Consider the following 21,997-nt stretch of genomic DNA (forward strand, 5'->3'; position numbering starts at 1 on the left):
TGACATGAACAACCTGCACCGCGACCTCGCCCCGGTCAGCGACGCCGCCTGGGAGCAGATCGAGGAGGAGGCCCGCCGCACGGTGCTGCGGTACCTGGCCTTCCGGCGCGTCGTGGACGTCTCCGGCCCGGACGGGCTGGAACTGGGCGCGGTCGGCAACGGCCACACCGCGGCGATCGCCGCGCCGCACGACGGCGTGCAGGCCCGGCTGCGCAGCGCCCAGCCGCTGGTGGAGGTGCGGATCCCGTTCGAGCTGGACCGCACGGCCATCGACGACGTCGAGCGCGGCGCGCAGGACAGCGACTGGCAGCCGGTGAAGGACGCGGCGAAGATCGCGGCGTTCACCGAGGACCGGGCCATCGCCGACGGCTACGCGGCGGCCGGCATCACCGGCCTGCGGCCGTTCGCCAGCAACGCGGCGATGGCGCTGCCGGAGGACCCCGTCGACTTCCCGACGACCGTGGCGCGGATGGCCACGCAGCTGAAGCTGGCCGGCGTCGAAGGGCCCTACCACCTGGTGCTGGGCGCCGACGCCTACCAGGCGCTCTCGGACGCGGTGGACCACGGCTACCCGGTCGCCGAGCACGTCGCGCGGCTGATCGACGGCGAGGTGATCTGGGCGCCGGCGATCACCGGCGGCGTGCTGCTGTCCAGCCGCGGCGGGGACTACCGGCTGCAGCTGGGGCAGGACCTGTCGATCGGATATGAGTCGCACACCGCGGAGAAAGTGCGGTTCTACTTCACGCAGTCGTTCACGTTCCTGCCTTACACGGCTGAGGCGGCGGTGCCGTTGAGCGCGAAGATTGTGGAGGAGAAGGCGGGCAAGCTCGCCAAGCGGCGCTAAGCGGTCGCGGTGACGACCACGTAGCCCTTCGGCTCGCGCCAGATCCCATCCGGCAGGGTGCGGAATCTGGCGCGAGCCGCTTCGTCGAGGTCGGCGGTGACGGCCCGGTGCAGGTCGGGGTCGTCGGGCACGCCTTGCAGCGTCAGGATCGAGGCCAGGTAGGCCACGACCGGCTCGGGGCCGGGCAGGAGCAGGGCGTTTTCGCGTCGCAGGACGCGGACGGTGTCCGGGGCGAAGGCTGCGGCGACGAGGGCGGGCAGGTTGCCGCCGTGAACGTGCTCGTCGGGCGAGCGCCGCCGGGTGATGCCGTGGCCGGCCAGGACCTCGCGCAGCAGGGCCATGAAGTGCGGGTAGGGCTCTTCGCGGTTGACGACGGCGGCGAAGCGTCCGCCTTCCCGGAGGACGCGGCGGGCTTCGCGGACGGCTTCGGCGGGGTCGTCGACGTGGTAGAGCATGTGGCGGGCGGTGACGACGTCGAAGCCCGCGTCCGGGAAGGGCAGGTGCCGGGCGTCGCCGCGCACAGCACGGACGCCGGGGATACGCGCACAGGTGGCGACGGATTCGGCCGAGAAGTCCAGGGCGGCCAGCGGCGCGGTGTGTCCGGAGGCGGACAGGCGGGCCAGGAAGGTGCCGGTGCCGGGGCCCACGTCGAGGAGGGTGTCCTCGGCGGTGATGGCCGCCGCGGTGAGGACGTCGGCTTCGACGTCGTCGGCTGCTTCGCTGTAGCGGCGGTGGGTCTGGATCCTGACGTCCAGGGGGCTCAGGTCGCGGTAGGCACGGTCCACGGCTGTAGTCATGCGACCCATTGTGGCGGCGGGGCTTTCTCGGCGGCTATGACCGCCGCCGAGAACGGCCCCGTGCGCCGCCGTCCGCGTCCGTATGCGCGTCCGTATCCCCGTCCGCTCAGGCGTGGACCCGTACCACGACCGAGACCGGCATGGAGCGCACCGGGTCGGGCCGGACCCGGGAGCCGGAGTGCGGGGAGTCGAGCACCAGGCCGTTGCCGACGTAGATGCCGACGTGGTGCTGCGTCGGGTAGAAGACCACGAGGTCGCCCGGCTCGACCTTACTCAGCGAGATCTGCGTGCCGGCGCGCGCCTGGGCGCGCACGGTGCGCGGGATCTTGACGCCGGCCACCGCCCAGACGTGCTGGGTGAAGCCGGAGCAGTCGAAGCCGCCGGCGCGCGTGGTGCCGCCCCAGCGGTAGGGGACGCCGAGCAGGGACAGCGCCTCGTGGACCGCGGCCGCCGCCGTCTTGCTCTTCGCCGGGGGCAGGTGCGCCAGCATGGAGGAGCTGGAGTGCCGGTCCGGCGCCGGGCGGCGCGCGGCCGGGCGGGCCGTCGACGCGCTCTGATGCCGGGCGGGGGCCTTGGCGGCGCGGCGCGCGGGACGCGACGGCTGCCAGCCCCGGGCCACGGGCTGCGGTGCTGCCGCGGCCGTCGGCGCCTGCGGATCAGACTCCGCCGGGGCCGGCCGCACCGGGGAACCCGCGGCGTTCGGCGCGGCGAGCAGCGGCGCCGGACTCGGCACCGAGGGCACGTCGAACGCGGCCGTCCGGATCGCGGGCCGCTCCACGGTGCCCCCGAGGTGGTCGGCGACGGCAGCCAGCAGCGCACCGGCGGCCAGCAGTGCGGAAACGCACCGTGCGGAGGCACGGTGCCCGGGTTTATGACATTGCATCCCGTTCACTTCCCTCGGTCGGGAGCAGGACAGATTCCTGCGATGATCCGAAGATCGTCCTACCGCCACGAATCAGGCTCCATGCCAGGTCACCCCCGGACGGCGCAGCGGCGAACGGCGCCACCTGGCCGGGGCGGCGAAGCAAGGGTGACCAAAGTCGAGGGCTGTCGAACCGGACAAAGATGCGAATCGCCGCCGCCGACGCGCACCTCGCCGACGAACCACCCGCGCCCGCGCCCGCACGCGATCAACAGCGATGCCCGGGCCCCGACACGCGACAACGCCGCCCCGCCGGACGGCCCCGTGACCGTCGGAGAGGCGGCGTGTCTCGCTGCCCTGGTTCAGGCCGACCCCCCGGTCGGCCGGTCCATCGCGCTTCGCCGACCGGCCCCGTGACCGGCGGTGAAGCACCCCCTGCCCTGCTGTGCTGCTGTCCTGCCGTCCTGCCGCAATGCCATGGACCGACCCCCCGGCCCCCGCCGGCCGAGCGGCCGGCCCCGCCTCGCCGACCGGCCCCGTGACCGACGGCGAGGCAGTCCCCCAGCCCCCATCCCCCTCGCCGTCACCTGCGGCGTCGCCGCCGGTTCCGGCCCGACTGCCCCGCCGGCCCCCGCCGCGGGGCAGTCGCCCCTTCCGTCACGCCGGCCGGCCCCGTGACCGGCGGTGTGGCGGAAATTCGTGTGCTTGTTCGGTTGCGGGGCTCCTCACTCCCCGCGGCACCGCGTCATCGGTGCTCTCGGCGGATGCTCACGCCGGCTCGCGGCCGGCTGCTGTGGCCCAGTCCGAAGGTCCGGTAGGGCGCCTCGTTGTCGACGTCGTCGTCCTGGAAGTAGTCCGTGTTCACCATGGGCAATATCGGACCACGCAGCAGGCGGGACCCCTCCCCGGCGATCCGAAGTACGCTGCTGCTCGGGCTTCATCCACGCCCTGCGACCGCTACCGTCCGACCGAACAGCCGTCGCCGCCCAGCCGTCCGGGCCGGGCCGCGCCGAGGAAATGGGCCACGATGCAGATACGGGACTTCATCCCGCAGGTCCTGCCGCAGAACCTGCCGAGCCTGGCCGGCGGGGTGCCGCCCGCGCCGGCCGGCACGATCTTCGTCAAGGCCGGACCCAGCGGCTTCGCGGTCCCGCCGCGCAAGTTCACGCTGCACTTCGGGCGCGCCGAGCTCGACGTGCACGTCGTCATCGGCGGCGACGACGAGTTCGTCAGCCGCCTGGCCGGCGTCTTCACCTGCGACGGCGACGAGTGGTGGCTGCGCAACGAGGGCCGCCGCCCGATCCTGGTGCCCGGCGTCGAGCCGGTCCTGCGCCACCACGAGGTCTCCGTCGGCCCCGGCTACACCCCGCTGACCATCGAGACCCCGAACCGCCGCACCCACCTGCTGGAGGTGCACATCGTCGGCAGCCCCAGCCACCAGCACCGCGACGTCGGCCAGGCCCGCACCCTGACCTCCGACGTCACCGACCTGTCACCGGTCGAGCGCATGATGCTGATCGCCCTGGGCCAGCGCTACCTGCGCCGCGAGCCCTACCCGGCCCCGGTGACGTGGAAGCAGGCCGCCGACGACCTGAACGAGGCCCAGCCCAACCCGGCTCATCCCTGGACCGCCAAGGCCGTCGAGCGCCGCATCTCCGAACTGCGCGCGCGCCTGTCGACCGGCGCCGGCGCGATCCGCGGCATCGTGAAGGAGCCCGGCATGGTCGAGCCGCTCGGCAACACGCTGAACGACAACCTGATCCGGGCCCTGCTGCGCAACGCCACGCTGGTGCCGGAGGACCTGTACGTACTCGGCGAGAACGTCTGAGGGAGAACGGGAGAAACCGGGGCCTCGCCGGGGCCTCACTCGGGCGAGAAGATCCGGGCGTACCCGCACTCACACGTGCGCCGCGTACCCGTCCGCCTTGAGCCCGTCCACGACCTGCTTCACCTCGTGCGCCCGATCCCGAGGACACACCAGCAGGGCGTCCTCGGTGTCCACGACCACGACGTCGCGCAACCCCACCACCGCGACCACGCGGCCGGTCGTGGACACCACCACCGAGTCCTCGACCCCGCGCAGCGTCGCGAACGCGTCGTCGGTCAGCACCACGTTCCCGTCGGCGTCCCCGTCCAGCGACTCCCCGAGCGAGTGGAAGTCCCCGATGTCGCTCCAGGGGAAGTCGGCTGGAACGGTCACCACCTTCCCGGCCGCCGCGGCGCCCTCCATCACGCCGTAGTCCACCGAGATCCGCTCCAGCCCGTCCCAGACGGCGCCGAACACGGTCTCGTGATCCAGCCCGTCCCAGGCCTCGATGATGGCGGCGATCCCGGCGTGCAGCTGCGGACGCTGCCGCGCCAGCTCCCCCAGGAAGGCCCGGACCTGGAACACGAACATGCCCGCGTTCCACAGATACTCATTCGAAGCCAGATATGTCGCGGCGATGTCCGCCGAGGGCTTCTCCCGGAACTCCGCGATCCGGTGCACGCCGGGCGATATCTCCTCAGCGCGATGCAGATACCCGAACCCGGTCTCGGCCCGCGTCGGCCGGATCCCGACGGTCACCAGCGCCCCGGTCCCGGCCGCGTCGGCGGCCAGCCGGATCAGCTCCTCGAACCGCTCCTGCCGCCCTATCAAATGGTCCGCGGAGTACACCGCGACCACCGCCTCCAGGTCCCGGCGCGCGATCACCGCCGCGGCCAGCGCGATGGCCGCCAGCGAATCCCGGGGTGCCGGTTCGACCAGGATGTTCTCCTCGGGCACCTGCGGCAGCTGACGCGCCACGGCCGCGGCGTGCGCGACGCCAGTCACCACGTACACCTGGTCCGGATGCGACAGCGCGGAAAGCCGGGCCGCCGTGGCCTGCAGCAGCGTGTGGTCGGTACCGCCGAGACGGTGTAGAAACTTCGGGTTCGCGGCCCGCGACAGGGGCCACAAACGGGTTCCGCTACCGCCGGCCAGGATCATCGAGTACACGCGGTGACACCTTCCTGGGAGAGGGACGGACCGAGTCCTCACCCGGTCCTTTCCCTCATCTGCCGATCGCCGCACCCCGCACGGCACATGCCGCCGTCGGCATGGCTGGATCAGGTTGCTGAAACCGCACGTCCCGCAGCCGGGCGCCCGGCATCTCAGCCCTCGAACACGTACCGTCCGTCGGTGTCCCGCCGCAGCTCAGCCGTACCGGTGACGGCGTCGACGTTCAGCGGCCCGTAGATGTGCGGGAACGGCGCGTCAGCCCCGGGCACCGGGTCGTACCGCAGCGGCGCGGTCAGCTTCTCCGGGTCGATGACCAGCACCAGGAGGTCCTCGGCGTCGGCGTAGAACGCGTTCGACACGCCGGCGACCTGGACCGCCGTGGAGGCGTGGATGAAGCCCTCCTCCTCGACCGTCTTGCCGCGCGTGGAGACGTGGTATTCCCCCGTCGCGACAGCGTCGGCCCAGTCGGTCCGGAGGGCGATGTGGTAGATCGTCATGCCCCAGTCTCGCCCTTCGACCCGGCGCCATCACAAATCCCGCCTGTGCAGCGCCAGCATCGCCACGCCGACCGCCGCCAGCGGCCACACGGCCAGCCACACCCAGGACTGCGCGACCGTCGGCGGTTGCAGTGGCTGGAAACCGTTGTCCGGCATCTGTCCGATCAGCGTGCCCCACGCGTGGGACGGCATCGCGTTGCTGACATCGGCCTGCACCCCCCGGCCCTGCGTCCGCAGCAGATCCGGCAGCCCCGCGAGGAACGCGACCACCGCCAGACAGGCTCCGGCCGGGTGCCGGACCACCGCGCCGAATGCCAGCCCGATCACCGCCGCGACCGGCAGCGCGAACACCGCGGCCAGCACGGTCCGGATCAGCGTCGAGGCCGGCAGCGAGGCGCGCACGCCGGAACCGGACAGCTCGACGTACCCGATGCCGTAGGTCACGGCCGTGACTACCGCGCCGACGACCCCGGCCGCCACGACGAGCGCCGCCGCCTTCGCCGCCACGACGCGCCGGCGATCCGGGACCGCGACGAGCGTGGTACGGATCAGGCCGCTGCCGTACTCGCCGGTCATCGCCACGGCGCCGACGCAGGCCGCGCCGAGCATCAGCGCGCTCCACACGCCGCAGTTGAACTCGATGTTGCTCGGGTCGAAGGTGGCCTTGCCCAGCGGCGTCAGGAACACGTGCCCGGCCAGGAACACCGTGCTGGACGCCGCGACGAACAGCGCGCCGAGCACCATGACGGCCGTGGAGCGCAGCGACCACAGTTTGATCCACTCGGCGGCGGCCACGTCCCGCAGGCGTGCCGGATGGAATCGGGTATCGGTGCGGATATCGGTGACGGTGCTCATACATCCCTCCGGTTCAGTACGACGGCGACGACCGCCGCCGAGACAAGCGGCCACAGCACGAACGCGGCCAGGGCCCCCGCATAGGTCTCGCCGCCGACGACCTTGCCGTGCCCGAGGAAGCCCAGGCGGGCCCAGGCATAGCAGGGCAGCGCGTTGCCGACGTCGATCGCCCAGCGCGTGGTCGGGCTCTTGAACAGCTGCGGCACCATGAGGAAGAACACGCACACCGCGACCATCGACGCCGCGACGTTGCGGATCAGCGTGCCGAACGCCATTCCGATCAGCGCGCACAGCGGCATCAGGACGACCGTCGAGACGAACAGCGAGGGCACGCCGGGATCGGTCGGGGCGAACGAGAGATGGTGACCGGCCAGCACCGCGCGGTCGAAGACATAGACCTCGGCGGTCACCGCGATTCCGAGCCCTGACGTCACCGCCGTCAGCACCGCCACCTTGGCCGCGACCACACGTAGCCGGTCCGGCACGGCGGTGAACGTGGTGCGGATCAGACCGCTGGCGTGCTCGGAGACCACGATCAGGGCGCCGAACGCGCCGGTCGCCACCATGATCGGGAGCCATTCGACGCCGGAGCCGAACAGGCCGCTGTCGGTGAAGCCCGCACGCTGCGCCGGGGAGAAGGCCAGGTACCGGCTGGAGGTGTCGTGCGCACCCTGCCAGCCGCGGTAGCCGTACCAAGCGGTCAGCCCGAACAGCACCAGCGGCGTCGAGCGCAGCGACCAGAACTTGATCCACTCGGCGGCGGCCAGGTCCCGGAGGCGCGCGGGCCGTACGGCGGTCGGCGTCGGGACCCTCGGCGGCGCCAACCCTGCCGGGTTCATCGCGCGCCCCCGGCCCGGTACTCGACGCTGTCCGAGGTCAGTGCCATGAACGCGTCCTCCAACGTGCCGGTGGAGCGCGCCGAGAACTCCGCGAGCGTCTCGTCGGCGATCAGCCGGCCGTTCCCGATCACCACCACGCGCTCGGCGGTGTGCTCCATCTCGCTCATCATGTGGCTGCTGACGAACACCGTGCGCCCCTCGGCCGCCAGCCCCCGGAACAGCCCGCGCACCCAGCGCACGCCCTCCGGGTCCAGGCCGTTCAACGGTTCGTCGAAGATCAGCACCGGCGGGTCCCCGAGCAGCGCCGCCGCGATGCCGAGCCGCTGTTTCATGCCGAGGGAGAACCCGCCGACCCGGCGCCGCGCGGCCTCGGCCAGCCCCACCTCCTCCAGCACCTCCTCGACCCGGCGGCGCGGCAGCCCGTTGCTGCGTGCCAGGGCTCGCAGATGCGCCGAGGCGCTACGGCCCTTGTGCACGTCGTCGGCCGACAGCAGCGCGCCGACGTGCCGCAGCCCGGTGCCGAACTCGCGGAAGCGGCGGCCCTCGACCGTGGCCGTGCCGGAGGTCGGCGTGTTCAGGCCGAGCAGCAGGCGCAGCGTCGTGGTCTTCCCGGCGCCGTTCGGGCCCAGGAACCCGGTGACCACGCCGGGCCGCACGGTGAAGGTCAGGTCTTCGACGGCTGTCACGCCGCCGAACCTCTTGGTGAGGTGGTTGACGTCGATCATGATGACAACGGTGCCGTTCGGCCCCGGCGCGGCGGATCGGGCTGCCGACCGGTCTTGGCGCCGGCGGACCGGCCGCGCGAACTAGTTCTGGCGACCGATGTGTCGCCGGGCCGGTGATCGCTAGCCTGCTGCTGTGGACGCTCCTCTTCGGCCGGTGGACCGGCTCCGACGTCTGGCCCAGCGGCGCACGCCGACCGGGTGGTTCGACGCGTTCGCGGTCGGCGGGATGCTGGTGCTCGCCTGGCTGGTGTTCGACACGATGCCGTCCGGCCCGCATCAGCTGGTGGTCGGTCCCGGCACCGTGGACTTCCAGGGCGCCCAGCGGCTGGAGCTCGCGCTGGTGTCGGCCGCGCCGGTGGTGATGTGCCGGCGCCGTCCGGTGACCGCGCTGGCCGGGCTGCTGATCGGGGCGGCGTGGCTGACGGCGCTGGGCGAGGGCAGCGCGCTGTCCCTGGTCGGGGCCGGCGCGCTGGTCACGGTGGTCGCCGCCAGCCGGCCGCGGTGGATCGGGCTGGCCGCGGCGATCACGACGTTCGCGGCCTGGACGATGCTGGAATTCCTCACCAAGCCCGGCGAACCGACCCCGTACGGCCGGCTCAGCAACGCCGTCCTGCTGCTGGCCGTGGCGTTCATCGGCGGCGTGCTGATCGGCGAGCGGCGCGAGCACGGCCGGGCGCTGCGCGAGCAGGTCGCGGCCGGCGCGGTGACCGCCGAGCGGCTGCGGATAGCCCGGGAGCTGCACGACATGGTGGCGCACAGCATCGGGATCGTCGCGATCCAGGCCGGGGCGGCCAAGCGCTGCATCAGCACGCAGCCGGTGCTGGCCGCCGAGGCCCTGGACGTCATCGAGACCACCAGCCGGGAGACACTGACCGGGCTGCGGCACATGCTGGTCGCGCTGCGCAAGGCCGAGAACGACCGGGACAGCGTCGCGCCGACGCCGGGGTTGGACAGCCTGCCGGCGCTGGCCGACAACGCGGCGAGGGCCGGGGTCGCGGTGCGGGTGCGGTTCGACGGCGAGCGCCGGGAACTGCCGGCGGAGGTGGACCTGTCGGCGTATCGGATCGTGCAGGAGTCGGTGACGAACGTGGTGCGGCACGCGGGCACCCGGCAGTGCTCGGTGGCGATAGCGTTCCGGCCCCGGGAGCTGGTGATCGAAGTGCTCGACGACGGTCGCGGCGGGCTCGCCGACGCCCCGCGCGCCGGCGACGGGTTCGGGCTGGCCGGGATGCGGGAGCGGGTGTCGCTGCTGGACGGCTCGTTCGACGCCGGGCCTCGCCCGGAGGGCGGGTTCCGGGTGAAAGCGCGGATCCCGGCATGAGCGGCGTGAGTGGCGTGACCGGAATAAGCGGCACGCCGCCCATCAGGGTCCTGCTGGCGGACGACCAGCCGCTGATCCGGGCCGGTCTGGTGATGGTGATCACCGACGCCCCGGACATCGAGGTGGCCGGGCAGGCCGGCACCGGTGCAGAGGCCCTGCGGCAGGTCCACGACCTGCACCCGGACGTGGTGGTGATGGACATCCGGATGCCGGGCCTGGACGGGATCGAGGCCACCCGCCGGATCAAGGCCGAGGCGCCGGCGACCAAGGTGCTGATGCTGACCACGTTCGACGACGACGAGAACGTCTACGGCTCGCTGCGGGCCGGCGCGAGCGGGTTCCTGCTCAAGGACATGGCGCTGGACGACATCCTGGCCGCGGTGCGGGTGGTCGCGGCCGGGGACGCGCTGATCGCGCCGAGCGTCACGCGCAGGCTCATCGCCGACTTCACCGATCAGGGCTTCGCCGCCGACCGGACTCAGCGCGCCGAGCGCGACCGGCGGGAGACCGCGGGCGGCGACGCTCGTGGCAGCACCAGCACCAGCACCAGCGCGCGTGGCCGGCTGGCCGGCGTCACAGAGCGCGAACACGAGGTGCTGACCCTGGTCGCGCGCGGCCTGGCCAACAGCGAGATCGCCGCCGAGCTGGTGATCAGCCTGGCGACGGCGAAGACCCACGTGGCGAACCTGCTGACCAAGCTGGACGCCCGGGACCGGATCCAGCTGGTGATCCTCGCCTACGAGACCGGGATCATGAGCTGAGTGTGGCCGGGGACAGAACTCTTAGGCGCCCTGCACAAACATGCCGCAACGGCTTGTCGCGCGAGCGGACACCTGAAAGCATTCCGCGCATGGAGATCAGTGAGTCACCGCTGGCCGAGGCCGGCCGGCGTTTCTTCAGCCCGGAGAACGCCAAGAAGTGGATCGAGCTGCTGCGCCCGGGCTTCCACCTGCGCGAGCAGAACGAGGGCGAGCCGCTGGTCGGCTACCTCGGCGGGGAGCCCCTGCTGCCGGCGGACGTGCCGTGGCCGGAGTGGGAGGGGCACGGGCCGCTGTCGTTCATCGCGGCGGTGGACTGCGGTGAGATCCCGGTGCAGGAGCTGGACATCCCGGTGCCGAGCGACGGGATGCTGTTGTTCTTCTACTTCAACGGCGTCGGCGACGACGCGGTGCAGTACCTGGACCCCGACACCATCACCGGCGGCACGCGGGTCGTCTACGTACCCGAAGGCACCGAGAACGTGGCCCAGCGGCCCGCGCCGGAGGGCCTGGAGGCGTTCCCGCGGATCATGCTGACCGGCGAGCTGATAGCGACCGCCCCGGACAACGAGAACGCGGCGCTCGTCGCGGCGTTCGGCGAGGCGGGCGACGACCCGGCCGCCGACGACGACTACACCGAGTACCCGACGGTCGGCGACGCCGACGGCGACGGCTTCTACGACGCCCTCACCTCGTTCCGCCGCGACCACTCCCCGCACCACCGGGTCGGCGGCTACGCGCTGCCCAAGGCCGGCTCGGTCACCAAGGAGGCCGCGCACGCGGTGGCCCCCGGCGACGACGACGCGGCCAAGACCCGGCGCCGCGAGCTGCTCGACGAGCTGGTGATGCTGCTGCAGGTCGACAGCGACGGCCGCGCGGCGATGGAGTGGGGCGACACCGGGCGCCTGTACTGGCTCATCCGGCGCGAGGACCTGGCTGCCGGCGACTTCGCCAAGGCCACGTTCACCTGGCAAAGCGAGTAGCGACCGGAGGCGGACCTTCGCAGCCCTCGTCGGTCGTCGACGCGCCGGAGCTGCGGCGGTCCGTCGCCGAGAACCTGCGGTTCCTGATCGCCGGGCAACGACTTTCCAACGGATCCAGTCGGCTCCGATCCGACTGTTTTGAATCCCTTTGAATCCGTTGGAAAGTCGTTGCCCGGTGATCCACGACCGTGGCACTCTCCCGATGCGAACAAGCGTTTCGGGGGCGAACCGCTGCGAAGCCGGCCCGGAATATTCGGGCTCTTCGTCAGGGCGGCTGGTGGCGTGTCGACCTCTGCGGTCCAGCACCAGTCCCGCGAAAGGTGACGCCCTTGATCATCGCGTCAAGACATCCTGCCCGGCTAAGGCTGCTTCCGGCCCTCATAGGCGCCTTCATCATCGCTCTCACGGCCCTCCTCACCACGCCCGGCGTGTCACGGGCCGACACGTCGCTGCCCTGCGACATCTACGCGGCCGCCGGAACGCCGTGCGTGGCCGCGCACAGCAGCGTCCGGGCCCTGATCTCCGGCTACGACGGCCCGCTGTATCAGCTCACGCGCACCACGGACGGCGCGACGCACGACGTCGGCGTGCTGTCCCCCGGCGGCTACGCGAACGCGGCCGACCACGACGCCTTCTGCGGCACGGTGAGCTGCACGATCACGAAGATCTACGACCAGACGCCGCGCCACAACGACCTGACGCTCGCCCCGGCCGGGCGGCAGGGCTCGGGTGCCAGCCACGGCGCCGACGCCAGCACGCTGGCCGTCACCGCCGGCGGGCACAAGGCGTACGGGGTCTGGATCACGCAGCGCTCGGGGTACCGGTACACCGACGCCGCGTCCGGGGTGGCCACCAACGGGCAGCCCGAAGGCGTCTACATGGTCGCGAGCGGGACCCACACCAACGCGGGCTGCTGCTTCGACTACGGCAACGCCGAGGCGCAGCCGGTCGACAACGGCGCGGCGCACATGGACGCCGTCAGCCTGGAAACCAAGTGCTACTTCCCGCCCTGCACGGGCCAGGGCCCATGGGTCGAGGCCGACATGGAGGACGGGCTGTTCCAGGGCGGCAACGGCAGCGACACGGCGAACACCGGCAATTCCAGTTCCTTCGTCACGGCGATGCTGAAGAACGACGGACGGTCCACCTACGCGCTGAAGGGCGGAGACGCCCGGAACCGGCACGCTGAACACCTGGTTCAGCGGGCCGCTCCCGAGCGGCTACGCGCCCATGCACCAGGAAGGCGGCATCATCCTGGGCATCGGCGGCGACAACAGCGACTACGACGTGGGGACGTTCTTCGAGGGCGTGATGACCGCCGGCTACCCGTCGGACGCGGCGGACAACGCGGTCCAGGCGAACATCGCCTCGGTCGGCTACTCGGGCCAGACCGCCGTGCCGAACAGCCCGCACAGCATCCAGGCCGGCGCGACCGCGACGATCCTCGACAACAACAAGGCGACCGTGGTCTACGCCCTGGGTTCCGACGGCTGGATCTACGAGGACTACCAGACGATCCCCGGTGGCGGCGGCTGGTCTGGGTGGGAGCTGAACCTCGGGACCGCCAACGGGCCGTTCGTCAGCGCACCGAGCGTGTTCGTGGATTCGGCCGGCAAGACTGTCGTGACCGCTGTCGACACGTCGGGCAACGTTGAAGAGAACTATCAGAAAGCTCCTGCCGCAGGACCGTGGTCCGGCTGGCATCTCTACAACAACTCACCGCTGCCGGCCGGGGTCCGGTTCATCGGGACGCCGTACGCGACGCACGACCTCCACGGTGTGAACGTCACCTACGCCACCGGCACCGACGGCAACGTCTACGAGAACTACTTCACGGCGGCCACCGGCCTGTGGTCGGGATGGGAGCTCAACCTCGGAGTCATCCCGAACATCAACCTGGTCAGTCCCCCGAGCGTCTTCTCGGACTCGACCGGGCATCTGGTGGTGACGGCGGTCGACAGCTCGGGGAACGTCATGGAGAACTACCAAAAGATACCGGGCCAGGCGCCCTGGAGCGGCTGGCATCCCTACAACAACTCGCCGCTGCCGGCTGGCGTCCGGTTCATCGGGACACCCTTCGCGACGCATGACGCCAACGGCGTGAACGTCACCTACGCCACCGGCACCGACGGCAACGTCTACGAGGACTACTTCACCCGGGCCACCGGCCTGTGGTCGGGCTGGGAACTGAACCTCGGCACCGGCGGCCCCTTCGTCAGCTCGCCGAGCGTCTTCTCCGACTCGACCGGGCACCTGGTCGTGACGGCGCTCGACAGCAGCGGCAACCTCCAGGAGGACTACCAGAAGGTCGCCGGCGGCTCGCCCTGGTCGGGCTGGCACACCTACAGCAACTCGCCGCTGCCCGCCGGAGTCACATTCGCGGGGATGCCGAACTCCCTGAAGGACAAGAACGGCACGAACATCACCTACGTGCTGGGCTCGGACGGCAAGGTGTACGAGAACTACCTGCTGCCGCAGGGCTGGTACGGCTGGGAGCTGGCGCTCGGGTCGGCACCAGTGAGCTTCGGGGCGCTGTGAGGGGCTCCCGGTAGAGAGGCATGCCCTGGCGACCCGCAGCGGGACACAGGGCATGCCCGCCCGGAAAGCCAGATGGCTGAGCGGCCGGCACATCAGCGGCTGGCCATCGGGCACGACCGCGCCCGAGCACCCGCTCCCCGCCGCGCTACCTGCCGCACGGCCCGGCGCCGCTCCCGACTCGCTTCCCGGTGCACAGCCACTCGCTTCGCTGCCGACTCGTCGTCTTATCCGCTGCGGCCGATCGCGGCCGTGCCAGAGGCTTGTATGACAGCCAACCGCACCATGCTGAACTGCCACCGCGTTCGCCGCCTCGTCGTGGTCGGCGAGCGCCTGCTGCTCCATAGGGCCAGTTATCTCCATCACCGCCCCGCCTCCGCCAAAACGAAACCGCGAAAGCGCTAGTCCCCCGCCTCCCGCACCAACCGCTCATGCAGCGCCACCAGCGCGTCGTACACGCCCACGACGTCCGCCAGATCCCGCGCCTCCGGAATCGACGCCTCGGCCGAGACCTTGATCATGTCCGCCTGCTCCATGAGCACCGCGTACTGCTCCGCCCGCGGCGCTTGCGCCATGATCTCCTTCAGCGCCTGCAACTCCCGAATCATCACCGACGGCATCCCCCGGCTGTTCTGCCGCACCTTCTCGAACCCGCGCCGCACCAGCCGGTCGTACGAGGCCTGCGTCCGGATCAGCCGGACATACCCCGCCCGGTCTCGGTGCACCACCTGCGGATGCCACCGCAGCGCCACCTGACGCAGGCAGTCGCCGATCCAGTCGATGCAGCTCAGGGCCGTGAACGGATCGTTCACCGCCGTGGACAGCGCCCGGACCGCGATCTCCACCAGCTGGTCGATCCCGAACGAGATGTCCTGCGACAGCGACCGGTGCGGCCCGGACAGGTGCGCCATCCGCAGCGCCGCCTTCACCCGCGGGGCGGCCTCCGGCGGCGTGACCGTCGCCAGGAGCCGGCCGGCGACGATGAAGTGCCCCGGCCGGTACAGCAGGTGGATCACGGCGTCGGCCTCGGTGGCGATGCGGACCAGCTTGGCGTGCGAGACGTACTGCAGGTACCCGCTCTCCGAGGCGGTGACCACGCCGTGCTCGGCGTCCATCGCCGCCAGGATCTGCTGCGGCGAGGGCCCCAGCCGCGGACCGCCCGGCGGCGGCGCGGCCTCCTCGTCGATGGCCTTCACCACGTCGGCGGCGATGGAGGCGATGACGTACGGCAGCTGGATCTGCACCGCGATGTGGTGGATGAAGTAGATCAGGACCCCGACGTCCAGCAGCGAGAGCACCAGCACGGTGCTGATCGAGGCGTGCGGCACGAAGTCGCCGTGCTTGCCCGGCCCGATCGAGATCAGCACCAGGATCGCGAAAGTGAACGTCCCGACGAACGTCCCCAGCGTCCACTGCGTCCCGCGGTCCCGCAGGAAGTTCCGCAGCATCCGCGGCCCGAGCTGGGTGGAGGCCAGCGTCAGCGCCACCAGGATCACCGAGAACACCACGCCGACCACGGTGATGTACGCGGCGGCCAGCGCGGTCAGGATCTGCCGCGAGGCGTCGGCCGTCCCGCTGATCACCCACGACGGCAGCTTGATCGACCCGTTGTACGCCGCCCGGTCCAGCAGGTAGCCGGCCCCGAACAGCAGCACCGCCGCCCCGACCTCCAGCGTCGGCACCCACCACAAGCTGGTGCGCAGCGCCTCCCGGCGCCAGCCGGGCCGCAGCTGGACGTGCGTCATGCTGAGGATGTCCCCGGAGCGCCGATCCGGACGCGCGCAATGGGCCGTCCGGGTGGCCGAGCGCCAGCCGGTTCCGGCATGCGACCCGCGCGCTGCGGCCCTAGGGTGGCTGACGATCCCGCATGCGCGCTGCCGACCGGTGGAAGGTGGTCACCGTGAACCCCTCCGAAGACGCCGACAAGCTGCCGGAACCGCCCGAGCCGCCCGCGCAGCCTGAGCAGCCGCTGGAACCGTCGGTCGGCGCCACCCCGGAGGCACCACCAAGCTCGCACCCCTACCACCACCCCTCCGCCGGCTGGGGCGCCGCCAAAAGCGTCACGCACGTGCTGCTGGAGCAGGGCGAGCTGCGCGAGGGCACGCGCGCCATCTTGAAGATGAACCACGAGAACGGCGGCTTCGACTGCCCCGGCTGCGCGTGGCCGGACTCCCTCAAGGGCATCCACCTGGACATCTGCGAGAACGGCATCAAGCACGTCACCTGGGAGATGACCCGCAAGCGCGCCGGCCGCGAGTTCTTTGCCGCGCACACCGTCTCCGAGCTCGAACAGTGGACCGACTTCGCCCTCGAAGACCAGGGCCGCCTCACCGAGCCCATGGTCTACGACCCCGAGACCGACCACTACGTCCCGATCGGCTGGAAGGACGCCTTCGAGCTGATCGGCAGCACCCTGCGAACCCTGGACGACCCGAACCAGGCCGCGTTCTACACCTCCGGCCGCCTCGGCAACGAGGCCACGTTCCTGTACCAGCTGCTGGCCCGCGAGCTGGGCACCAACAACCTCCCGGACTGCTCCAACATGTGCCACGAGGCCAGCGGCCGGGCACTGACCGCGGCGCTGGGCACCGGCAAGGGCACCTGCGACCTCAAGGACTGGGAGAGCACTGACGCGCTGTTTATCCTGGGCGTCAACGCCGCCTCCAATGCCCCGCGCATGCTCACCTCGCTGGCCGAGGCCTACCGCCGCGGCGCGCAGATCGTGCACATCAACCCGCTGGTCGAGGCGGCGGCGACGCGCACGATCGTGCCGCACGAGTTCGTGCAGATGGCGCTGAACAAGGCCACGAAGACCAGCACCCTGAACATCCAGCCGCGCATCGGCGGCGACATGGCCCTGATCCGCGGCATGGCCAAGGCCGTCCTGGAGTGGTCGGAGGCCGACCCGAAGGCGCTGGACGAGGAGTTCGTCGCCCGGCACACGCAGGGCTTCGAGGAGTACCGCGCCCTGGTCCAGGACACCTCCTGGGACGAGATCGAACGGCAGTCGGCGGTCAGCCGCCAGGACATCCGCAAGGCCGCGCAGGTCTACCGCACGGCCGACCGGAGCGTCATCAGCTGGTGCCTGGGCATCACGCAGCACGAACACGGCGTCGACACCATCCGCGAGATCGTCAACCTCCTGCTGCTGCGCGGCAACATCGGCCGCGAGGGCGCCGGGCCGTCCCCGGTGCGCGGGCACAGCAACGTGCAGGGCAACCGCACCTGCGGCATCGACCACCGGCCCAAGCCGGAGTTCCTGGACCGGCTCGCCGAGGTGTGCCAGATCGATCCGCCCCGGGAGTTCGGCAAGGACACGGTCACCACGATCGAGGCCATGCACCGCGGCGAGGTGAAGGTGTTCTGCGGCATGGGAGGCAACTTCGCCCTCGCCGCCCCGGACACCCGCTACACCTACGACGCGCTGCGCGAGTGCGAGCTGACGTTCCACGTCAGCACCAAGCTGAACCGCAGCCACCTGGTGCACGGCCGCAAGGCGCTGATCCTGCCGTGCCTGGGGCGCACCGAGAAGGACCACCAGCGCGGCGGCGTGCAGCACCTGTCGGTCGAGGACTCGATGAGCATGGTGCACCTCTCGGTCGGGATGAAGAAGCCGGCCTCGCCGTACCTGCTGTCGGAGCCGGCCATCATCGCCGGCATCGCCAAGGCCGCGCTGCCGAAGACCAAGACGCCGTGGGACTGGTACGTCGAGGACTACGACCGCATCCGCGACACCATGGCGAAGGTGCTGGACGGCTTCGAGGACTTCAACCGGCGCGTCCGGCTCCCGCTCGGCTTCCGGATCAAGCAGCCGGCGCGCGAGCTGGTGTTCCTGACGCCGTCGGGCAAGGCCGAGTTCTCCGCCGCCCCGCTGCCCGACGCCGTCCCGGCCCCCGGCACCCTCCTGCTGGGCACGATGCGCTCGCACGACCAGTGGAACACCACCATCTACAGCGACGACGACCGCTATCGCGGGATCAAGAACCTGCGGACGCTGGTGTTCATGAACAAGGAGGACATGCGGGAGCGGGGCGTCGCGCAGTTCGAGCCCGTGGACATCACGGCGACGTCGAAGGACGGCTCGAAGCGCACGCTGCGCGGATTCCTGGCCGTCGAGTACGCGATTCCGCGGGGGTGCGCGGCCGGGTACATGCCGGAGATGAACGTGCTGGTCGGTATCAAGGACTACAGCACGCAGAGCGACCAGCCGCTGATGAAGAACCTGAAGGTACGGATCGAGCGGTCACCGCGTGGCGACGCGGCCGCGTCCGGAGCGTCTTCGAACACGGTGACGACACGCACACCGGGGGCTACGGTCGCGGCACAATAGGGAATGTGCGGCGACCGGACTGTGAGGCTGGTCGCCGCATGACCACACGAATGGGTTCGACCGCAGGTCATCAACGTCGACCAGCGCGACAGTGGCCAGGTGGACATCTCCGAACTGACGCCCGAAACCCTGGTCGCGCTGCGCGCCTCGCGTCCCTATCCGGCGGTCACCATGGTCATGCCGGTCGACCCGAAGGCCCCCTTCAGCGAGAAGGACCGCATCCTGCTGCGCGGCCTGTGCACCGAGGCGCAGCGGCAGCTGGCCGAGGACCAGGACGTCGAGCGGGACGTGCGGCTGGTGCTGCGCGACGGCAAGCTGTCGCCGGACGCCATCGCCGAGCTCGTCGATCCCGGTGTTCCCGCCGGTGAGCTGGTCGTCTACCTCAGCGCGGCGGAGCCGACGCAGGTCTGGCAGGTGCCGACGGACGCCGAGGTGCGGCCGCGGGTGGAGTTCGCCGACCGGTACCTGACGCGCTATCTGGCCGCGGCCGAGCAACGCTCGTGGCCGTACCTGGTGCTGGTGCTGGACCAGGAGATGTGCCGCCTCTACCGGGGCGCGGCCTCGCGGCTGCGGGAGGTGAAGGAACACGGCTTCCCGGACGCGCCGGCGATCCCGTCGCCGGAGGACGCGGTACCGGGGCCGATCCCCCGCGCGCAGCCGTACGAGGCGCACGAGGAGTACGTCAAGCAGTACTTGCGCACCGTCGACAAGAACCTCGGCCAGGCGCTCAAGGCGCACAACGGCCTGCCGCTGTTCGTCATCGGCGGCGACAAGACCCTCGCGACCTTCCTGGATCTCACCATCTACCGCGACCTGGTCGCCGGCACCCTCCCGCTGACCGGCATGGACAAGGACACCCCGGCCGACCTGGCCAAGCGCATCGCACCGACGATCGAGGCGTACCGCACCGAGCAGGTCGAGCGCGCGGTGAACGAGCTCGGCGACGCACGATCGCAGAACAAGTACGTCGGCGGCCCGGCGGAGGTGTGGACGGCCGTCGCCGACAAGCGCGTCTACCGCCTGCTGGTCGAGGAAGGCCTGCTGATCGCCGGCAAGACCAGCGGCGACGGCCGCGAGCTGACGACCGTGCCCTTCCCGGAGCCGGTCACCCTGCCGCAGCCGAAGGAGGACTTCGAGCCGCCGGAGCCCGGCGTGGCCACCGACATCGTCGAGCTGCTGGTCGAGAACGCCGTGGAGGGCGGCGCGCTGGTGGTGTTCGTACCGGACGGGACGCTGGCCGACGCGGCGGGGGTGGCGGCGGTGCTGCGGTACTGAAGCCGACCAGCGGCCGGTTCAGGCTGCGCGGTCAGTCGGCGGCGGGCCAACCGATCACCTGGTCCAGACGGAGATCGCGAACGACGGCATGGTCGAGTCGAACGCCTGTGGCGTCGGTCAGCCCGTGTGGCGGCGCGCCGGTCAGGACCAGTCCGAGCCGCGCGCCGGTCAGGTCGGTGTCGCGCAGGTCGGCGGCCGTGAGATCGCAACCCGCGAACGTCGCGCCTCGCAAGGAAGCACCCCTGATGTCGGCACCGTGGAAGTCGCACATTTTGAAGTGACAGCCATCCAGTGTGGCGTGGCGCAGATCCGCTCCGCGAAAGGAGCATCGGGTAAGCCGCAAGCGCGGCAACCGCGCCGAGATGAGGTCCTCACCAGCGAAGGATCGTCGCTGGACAGTCGCGGCGCGGTGAAATGAGGCGAGGAGCTCCTTGGCTGACACAGGTGGAGCCATGGCGATCATCGTGCCATTCACGCGGCCGCTTGTCGTCGCAGTTTCGTGACGGCCTACTTCCCCAGCGCCTCCAGCATGTCCGCGGCGATCTGCGCCGAAGACTGCGGGTTCTGCCCCGTGTGCAGGTTCCGGTCGGTCTCGGTGTGCGGCTGGTACGCCGGCCCCTCGACGAAGTCGGCGCCGCGCTCGACCAGCTCGTCCTCCAGCAGGTAGCGCATGTTGTCGGCGAGGCCGCCCTGGCGCTCCTCCTCGTCGGTGAAGCCGGTGAGGCGGTAGCCGGCGATCGTCGGGGTGCCGTCGTCGCGGCGGGCGGCGAGTAGTGCGGCCGCGCCGTGGCAGACCGTGCCGACCGGGATGCCCGCCGCCAGTGCCTCGGTGAGCAGGCGGCCGGAGACCTCGTCGGTGGCCAGGTCCTCCATCGGGGCGTGGCCGCCGGGGACGTAGACCGCCTCGTAGCCGTCGAGTTCGACGTCGTCCAGGACCAGCGGGGTGCGCAGGTCCGGGAGGTGGTCCAGCTCGGCGCCGTCCTGGGCGTTCAGGCTGCGCGGGTCCGGCTGCGGGACCAGGCCGGCCGGGGTGGTGAACTTGACGTCGAATCCGGCCTCGGTGAACGCCTTGTACGGCACGAGCAGTTCCTCAGCCCAGAAGCCGGTGGTGCGCAGGGTGGCGTCCTTCATCGTCAGCTGGTGCGCGGCGCTGACGATGAACAGGACCCGGGGGCGGCCCGCGGCCGGAGGTTGTTCAGACATATGCCCAGGCTCGCAGGCGCGGCGCCGCAGGCAATCCCACGGCGCCGTCCGCGTGACCCGCGACGCGCTACCGCTTCGTGAAGGCCTCGAACGTGTTGCTGAACTGCCATGTATTCTGCGCGACGCCCGAGCAGCTGTCGCTGCCGGCGGTCCCGACGCAGCCGCCGTTGTCCCGCTCCAGCGCCCAGAACGAGAGCTCCGCGAGCCCCTTCTTCGCGGCCCACTTCTCGATGGCGACGGCGTCGGCGGGGGTGGTAACCTCCGGCGGCCCGAAGTCGTCGATGCCGATCATCTCGGTGACGCCGAGGTGGTGGTAGAGCTCGGAGTCGGACTCGTGCGGGTACACCGCGCGCAGCTGCTGCACCACCGCGGCGGCGGCCGTGGCGGTGTCGGCGGCCATCTCGTGCGGCTGGTTATCGTAGTAGTCGAACGTCATGATGTTGACGATGTCGATCCGCGCGTGGTTCGCGACCGCGTTCTGGATCACGTTCACGCCGGTCGGCACATTCAACCCGGTCATGTTCGTGCCTACGGTGTAGACGAACTGCACCCGCCGCCCGGTCCGCTCGGCCCAGTCCTCGACGATCTTGATCGCCTTGTTCCGCCGGTCCACGCCGGCCGCGTTGGACTCGGAGAAGTCCTCGACGTCGAAGTCCAGCCGCGTGACGCCGTAGGTGGTGACGACGGACTCGTAGTCCTGCGCGATCTTGTTCACGTCGGTGCAGCTGTCGGCGATCTCCTGCTGCCCGTGGTCGGCGGCGTACCCGCCGAATGAGGGCACGACGTCGCCCCCGGCCGCCCGGATCTTCGCGATGTCCGCGCCGTAGTGTGACCAGGCGATCGGCGCGGCCGGGTTCCCGTTCCAGTCGATGTCGCAGGAGCCCGGCGCCGGGGTCTGGATGAACGCCAGCGTCAGGTACTTGTTGCCGGAGGCGGCGGCCAGCGCCGCCGGGCTGTCGGTCGTGTAGCCCTCGAAGTAGGGAGCGAAGATGTGCTTCGGCAGCTGCCGGCAGTCGGCCGACGCCGTGGCGCCGGACAGCGACGCGGCGGTCGCCAGCGCGACCACGGCGGTCACGAGGGTGGTTCGGGTGCGCTTCACGGGCTCTCCCGGGCTTTTGTCCGTACCGGCTTCTTGTCAGTAAGGATTACTAACTGATGCCGGACAGTAGGGCGCGGGAGCGCGCAGGTCAAGG

Annotated in this window: 20 protein-coding genes and 1 pseudogene; 9 read left to right on the plus strand and 12 right to left on the minus strand. The window is 71.1% G+C overall.

Annotation, left to right across the window (positions count from 1 at the left end; translation table 11 throughout):
- Nucleotides 1–4: 4 nt before the first annotated feature.
- Complete coding sequence (locus tag ABH935_RS40735) at nt 5–844, plus strand: family 1 encapsulin nanocompartment shell protein (RefSeq protein ID WP_370383330.1); 840 nt, start codon at nt 5–7, stop codon at nt 842–844.
- Here the strand turns inward: ABH935_RS40735 and ABH935_RS40740 are convergent.
- From ABH935_RS40740 to ABH935_RS40750, 3 genes are all read right to left on the minus strand, one after another.
- Nucleotides 841–1,641, minus strand: a complete 801-nt coding sequence (locus ABH935_RS40740) for a class I SAM-dependent methyltransferase (protein WP_370383331.1) — start codon at nt 1,639–1,641, stop codon at nt 841–843. The two genes, ABH935_RS40735 and ABH935_RS40740, sit on opposite strands and share 4 nt — an antisense overlap.
- A 106-nt stretch (nt 1,642–1,747) precedes the next feature.
- Nucleotides 1,748–2,524, minus strand: a complete 777-nt coding sequence (locus ABH935_RS40745) for a C40 family peptidase (RefSeq protein ID WP_370383332.1) — start codon at nt 2,522–2,524, stop codon at nt 1,748–1,750.
- Between the two features lie 724 nt (nt 2,525–3,248).
- Complete coding sequence (locus tag ABH935_RS40750) at nt 3,249–3,371, minus strand: hypothetical protein (RefSeq protein ID WP_370383333.1); 123 nt, start codon at nt 3,369–3,371, stop codon at nt 3,249–3,251.
- 159 nt (nt 3,372–3,530) lie between these two features.
- Here ABH935_RS40750 and ABH935_RS40755 point away from each other — a divergent pair, with 159 nt between their 5' ends.
- A complete protein-coding gene (locus ABH935_RS40755) occupies nt 3,531–4,331 on the plus strand; it encodes an FHA domain-containing protein (RefSeq protein ID WP_370383334.1) in 801 nt (266 codons plus the stop codon).
- A gap of 69 nt (nt 4,332–4,400) precedes the next feature.
- Here the strand turns inward: ABH935_RS40755 and ABH935_RS40760 are convergent, their stop codons facing one another.
- The 5 genes from ABH935_RS40760 to ABH935_RS40780 form a co-directional block, all read right to left on the minus strand.
- A complete protein-coding gene (locus tag ABH935_RS40760; protein ID WP_370383414.1) occupies nt 4,401–5,471 on the minus strand; it encodes a mannose-1-phosphate guanylyltransferase in 1,071 nt (356 codons plus the stop codon).
- 164 nt (nt 5,472–5,635) lie between these two features.
- Nucleotides 5,636–5,980 (minus strand): DUF952 domain-containing protein, encoded by a 345-nt coding sequence (locus ABH935_RS40765; RefSeq protein ID WP_370383335.1) that lies wholly within the window; start codon nt 5,978–5,980, stop codon nt 5,636–5,638.
- A gap of 30 nt (nt 5,981–6,010) precedes the next feature.
- Complete coding sequence (locus ABH935_RS40770) at nt 6,011–6,835, minus strand: hypothetical protein (RefSeq protein WP_370383336.1); 825 nt, start codon at nt 6,833–6,835, stop codon at nt 6,011–6,013.
- Entirely contained in the window at nt 6,832–7,674 is an 843-nt protein-coding gene (locus ABH935_RS40775) for a hypothetical protein (RefSeq protein ID WP_370383337.1), read from the minus strand. The genes ABH935_RS40770 and ABH935_RS40775 overlap by 4 nt, the downstream gene beginning before the upstream one ends.
- A complete protein-coding gene (locus ABH935_RS40780; protein WP_370383338.1) occupies nt 7,671–8,399 on the minus strand; it encodes an ABC transporter ATP-binding protein in 729 nt (242 codons plus the stop codon). Before ABH935_RS40780 ends, ABH935_RS40775 begins: the two co-directional genes overlap by 4 nt.
- 133 nt (nt 8,400–8,532) lie before the next feature.
- On the opposite strand from ABH935_RS40780, the gene ABH935_RS40785 reads away from it, so the two are divergent.
- The 5 genes and pseudogenes from ABH935_RS40785 to ABH935_RS40805 all read left to right on the plus strand — a co-directional run bounded on the left by ABH935_RS40785 (nt 8,533) and on the right by ABH935_RS40805 (nt 13,999).
- Nucleotides 8,533–9,720 (plus strand): sensor histidine kinase, encoded by a 1,188-nt coding sequence (locus ABH935_RS40785; RefSeq protein ID WP_370383339.1) that lies wholly within the window; start codon nt 8,533–8,535, stop codon nt 9,718–9,720.
- Nucleotides 9,717–10,481 (plus strand): response regulator, encoded by a 765-nt coding sequence (locus ABH935_RS40790; protein ID WP_370383340.1) that lies wholly within the window; start codon nt 9,717–9,719, stop codon nt 10,479–10,481. Before ABH935_RS40785 ends, ABH935_RS40790 begins: the two co-directional genes overlap by 4 nt.
- Nucleotides 10,482–10,570: 89 nt before the next feature.
- The gene (locus tag ABH935_RS40795; RefSeq protein ID WP_370383341.1) at nt 10,571–11,461 is read left to right on the plus strand and encodes a YwqG family protein; all 891 of its coding nucleotides are present in this window, start codon (nt 10,571–10,573) and stop codon (nt 11,459–11,461) included.
- A 488-nt stretch (nt 11,462–11,949) separates the two neighbouring features.
- A pseudogene (locus ABH935_RS40800) lies at nt 11,950–12,576 on the plus strand (arabinofuranosidase catalytic domain-containing protein); the annotation flags it as partial.
- Nucleotides 12,577–12,691: 115 nt separating this feature from the next.
- A complete protein-coding gene (locus ABH935_RS40805) occupies nt 12,692–13,999 on the plus strand; it encodes an arabinofuranosidase catalytic domain-containing protein (RefSeq protein WP_370383342.1) in 1,308 nt (435 codons plus the stop codon).
- Nucleotides 14,000–14,397: 398 nt separating this feature from the next.
- Here the strand turns inward: ABH935_RS40805 and ABH935_RS40810 are convergent, their stop codons facing one another.
- The gene (locus tag ABH935_RS40810; RefSeq protein WP_370383343.1) at nt 14,398–15,741 is read right to left on the minus strand and encodes a DUF2254 domain-containing protein; all 1,344 of its coding nucleotides are present in this window, start codon (nt 15,739–15,741) and stop codon (nt 14,398–14,400) included.
- A 155-nt stretch (nt 15,742–15,896) separates the two neighbouring features.
- Between ABH935_RS40810 and ABH935_RS40815 the strand changes: the two genes are divergently transcribed.
- Together ABH935_RS40815 and ABH935_RS40820 are read left to right on the plus strand one after the other, a co-directional pair.
- Nucleotides 15,897–18,326 carry an FdhF/YdeP family oxidoreductase gene (locus tag ABH935_RS40815; protein ID WP_370383344.1) on the plus strand — a complete coding sequence of 810 codons (2,430 nt, stop codon included), beginning with the start codon at nt 15,897–15,899 and terminating at the stop codon, nt 18,324–18,326.
- Nucleotides 18,327–18,425: 99 nt separating this feature from the next.
- Entirely contained in the window at nt 18,426–19,601 is a 1,176-nt protein-coding gene (locus ABH935_RS40820) for a hypothetical protein (protein WP_370383345.1), read from the plus strand.
- Nucleotides 19,602–19,632: 31 nt separating this feature from the next.
- On the opposite strand, the gene ABH935_RS40825 is transcribed toward ABH935_RS40820, so the two are convergent.
- From ABH935_RS40825 to ABH935_RS40835, 3 genes are all read right to left on the minus strand, one after another.
- Nucleotides 19,633–20,076, minus strand: coding sequence for a pentapeptide repeat-containing protein (locus ABH935_RS40825; protein WP_370383346.1), 444 nt, complete (start codon nt 20,074–20,076; stop codon nt 19,633–19,635).
- Nucleotides 20,077–20,108: 32 nt separating this feature from the next.
- Nucleotides 20,109–20,804, minus strand: coding sequence for a type 1 glutamine amidotransferase domain-containing protein (locus ABH935_RS40830; protein ID WP_370351434.1), 696 nt, complete (start codon nt 20,802–20,804; stop codon nt 20,109–20,111).
- A gap of 67 nt (nt 20,805–20,871) precedes the next feature.
- The gene (locus tag ABH935_RS40835; protein WP_370383347.1) at nt 20,872–21,903 is read right to left on the minus strand and encodes a glycosyl hydrolase family 18 protein; all 1,032 of its coding nucleotides are present in this window, start codon (nt 21,901–21,903) and stop codon (nt 20,872–20,874) included.
- Between the last annotated feature and the right edge of the window lie 94 nt (nt 21,904–21,997).

Origin of the sequence: Catenulispora sp. GAS73, from assembly GCF_041262085.1 — a bacterium.
Taxonomy (GTDB): Bacteria; Actinomycetota; Actinomycetes; order Streptomycetales; family Catenulisporaceae; genus Catenulispora.

What these genes read in the sequence shown, in the direction of transcription:
- ABH935_RS40795 (WP_370383341.1), top strand. Translation starts at nt 10,571, where the DNA reads ATGGAGATCAGTGAGTCACCGCTGGCCGAGGCCGGCCGGCGTTTCTTC.
- ABH935_RS40775 (WP_370383337.1), bottom strand. Translation starts at nt 7,674, where the DNA reads ATGAACCCGGCAGGGTTGGCGCCGCCGAGGGTCCCGACGCCGACCGCC.
- ABH935_RS40810 (WP_370383343.1), bottom strand. Translation starts at nt 15,741, where the DNA reads ATGACGCACGTCCAGCTGCGGCCCGGCTGGCGCCGGGAGGCGCTGCGC.
- ABH935_RS40750 (WP_370383333.1), bottom strand. Translation starts at nt 3,371, where the DNA reads ATGGTGAACACGGACTACTTCCAGGACGACGACGTCGACAACGAGGCG.
- ABH935_RS40740 (WP_370383331.1), bottom strand. Translation starts at nt 1,641, where the DNA reads ATGACTACAGCCGTGGACCGTGCCTACCGCGACCTGAGCCCCCTGGAC.
- ABH935_RS40780 (WP_370383338.1), bottom strand. Translation starts at nt 8,399, where the DNA reads ATGATCGACGTCAACCACCTCACCAAGAGGTTCGGCGGCGTGACAGCC.
- ABH935_RS40735 (WP_370383330.1), top strand. Translation starts at nt 5, where the DNA reads ATGAACAACCTGCACCGCGACCTCGCCCCGGTCAGCGACGCCGCCTGG.
- ABH935_RS40760 (WP_370383414.1), bottom strand. Translation starts at nt 5,471, where the DNA reads ATGATCCTGGCCGGCGGTAGCGGAACCCGTTTGTGGCCCCTGTCGCGG.
- ABH935_RS40770 (WP_370383336.1), bottom strand. Translation starts at nt 6,835, where the DNA reads ATGAGCACCGTCACCGATATCCGCACCGATACCCGATTCCATCCGGCA.
- ABH935_RS40805 (WP_370383342.1), top strand. Translation starts at nt 12,692, where the DNA reads ATGCACCAGGAAGGCGGCATCATCCTGGGCATCGGCGGCGACAACAGC.
- ABH935_RS40830 (WP_370351434.1), bottom strand. Translation starts at nt 20,804, where the DNA reads ATGTCTGAACAACCTCCGGCCGCGGGCCGCCCCCGGGTCCTGTTCATC.
- ABH935_RS40765 (WP_370383335.1), bottom strand. Translation starts at nt 5,980, where the DNA reads ATGACGATCTACCACATCGCCCTCCGGACCGACTGGGCCGACGCTGTC.
- ABH935_RS40745 (WP_370383332.1), bottom strand. Translation starts at nt 2,524, where the DNA reads ATGCAATGTCATAAACCCGGGCACCGTGCCTCCGCACGGTGCGTTTCC.
- ABH935_RS40790 (WP_370383340.1), top strand. Translation starts at nt 9,717, where the DNA reads ATGAGCGGCGTGAGTGGCGTGACCGGAATAAGCGGCACGCCGCCCATC.
- ABH935_RS40755 (WP_370383334.1), top strand. Translation starts at nt 3,531, where the DNA reads ATGCAGATACGGGACTTCATCCCGCAGGTCCTGCCGCAGAACCTGCCG.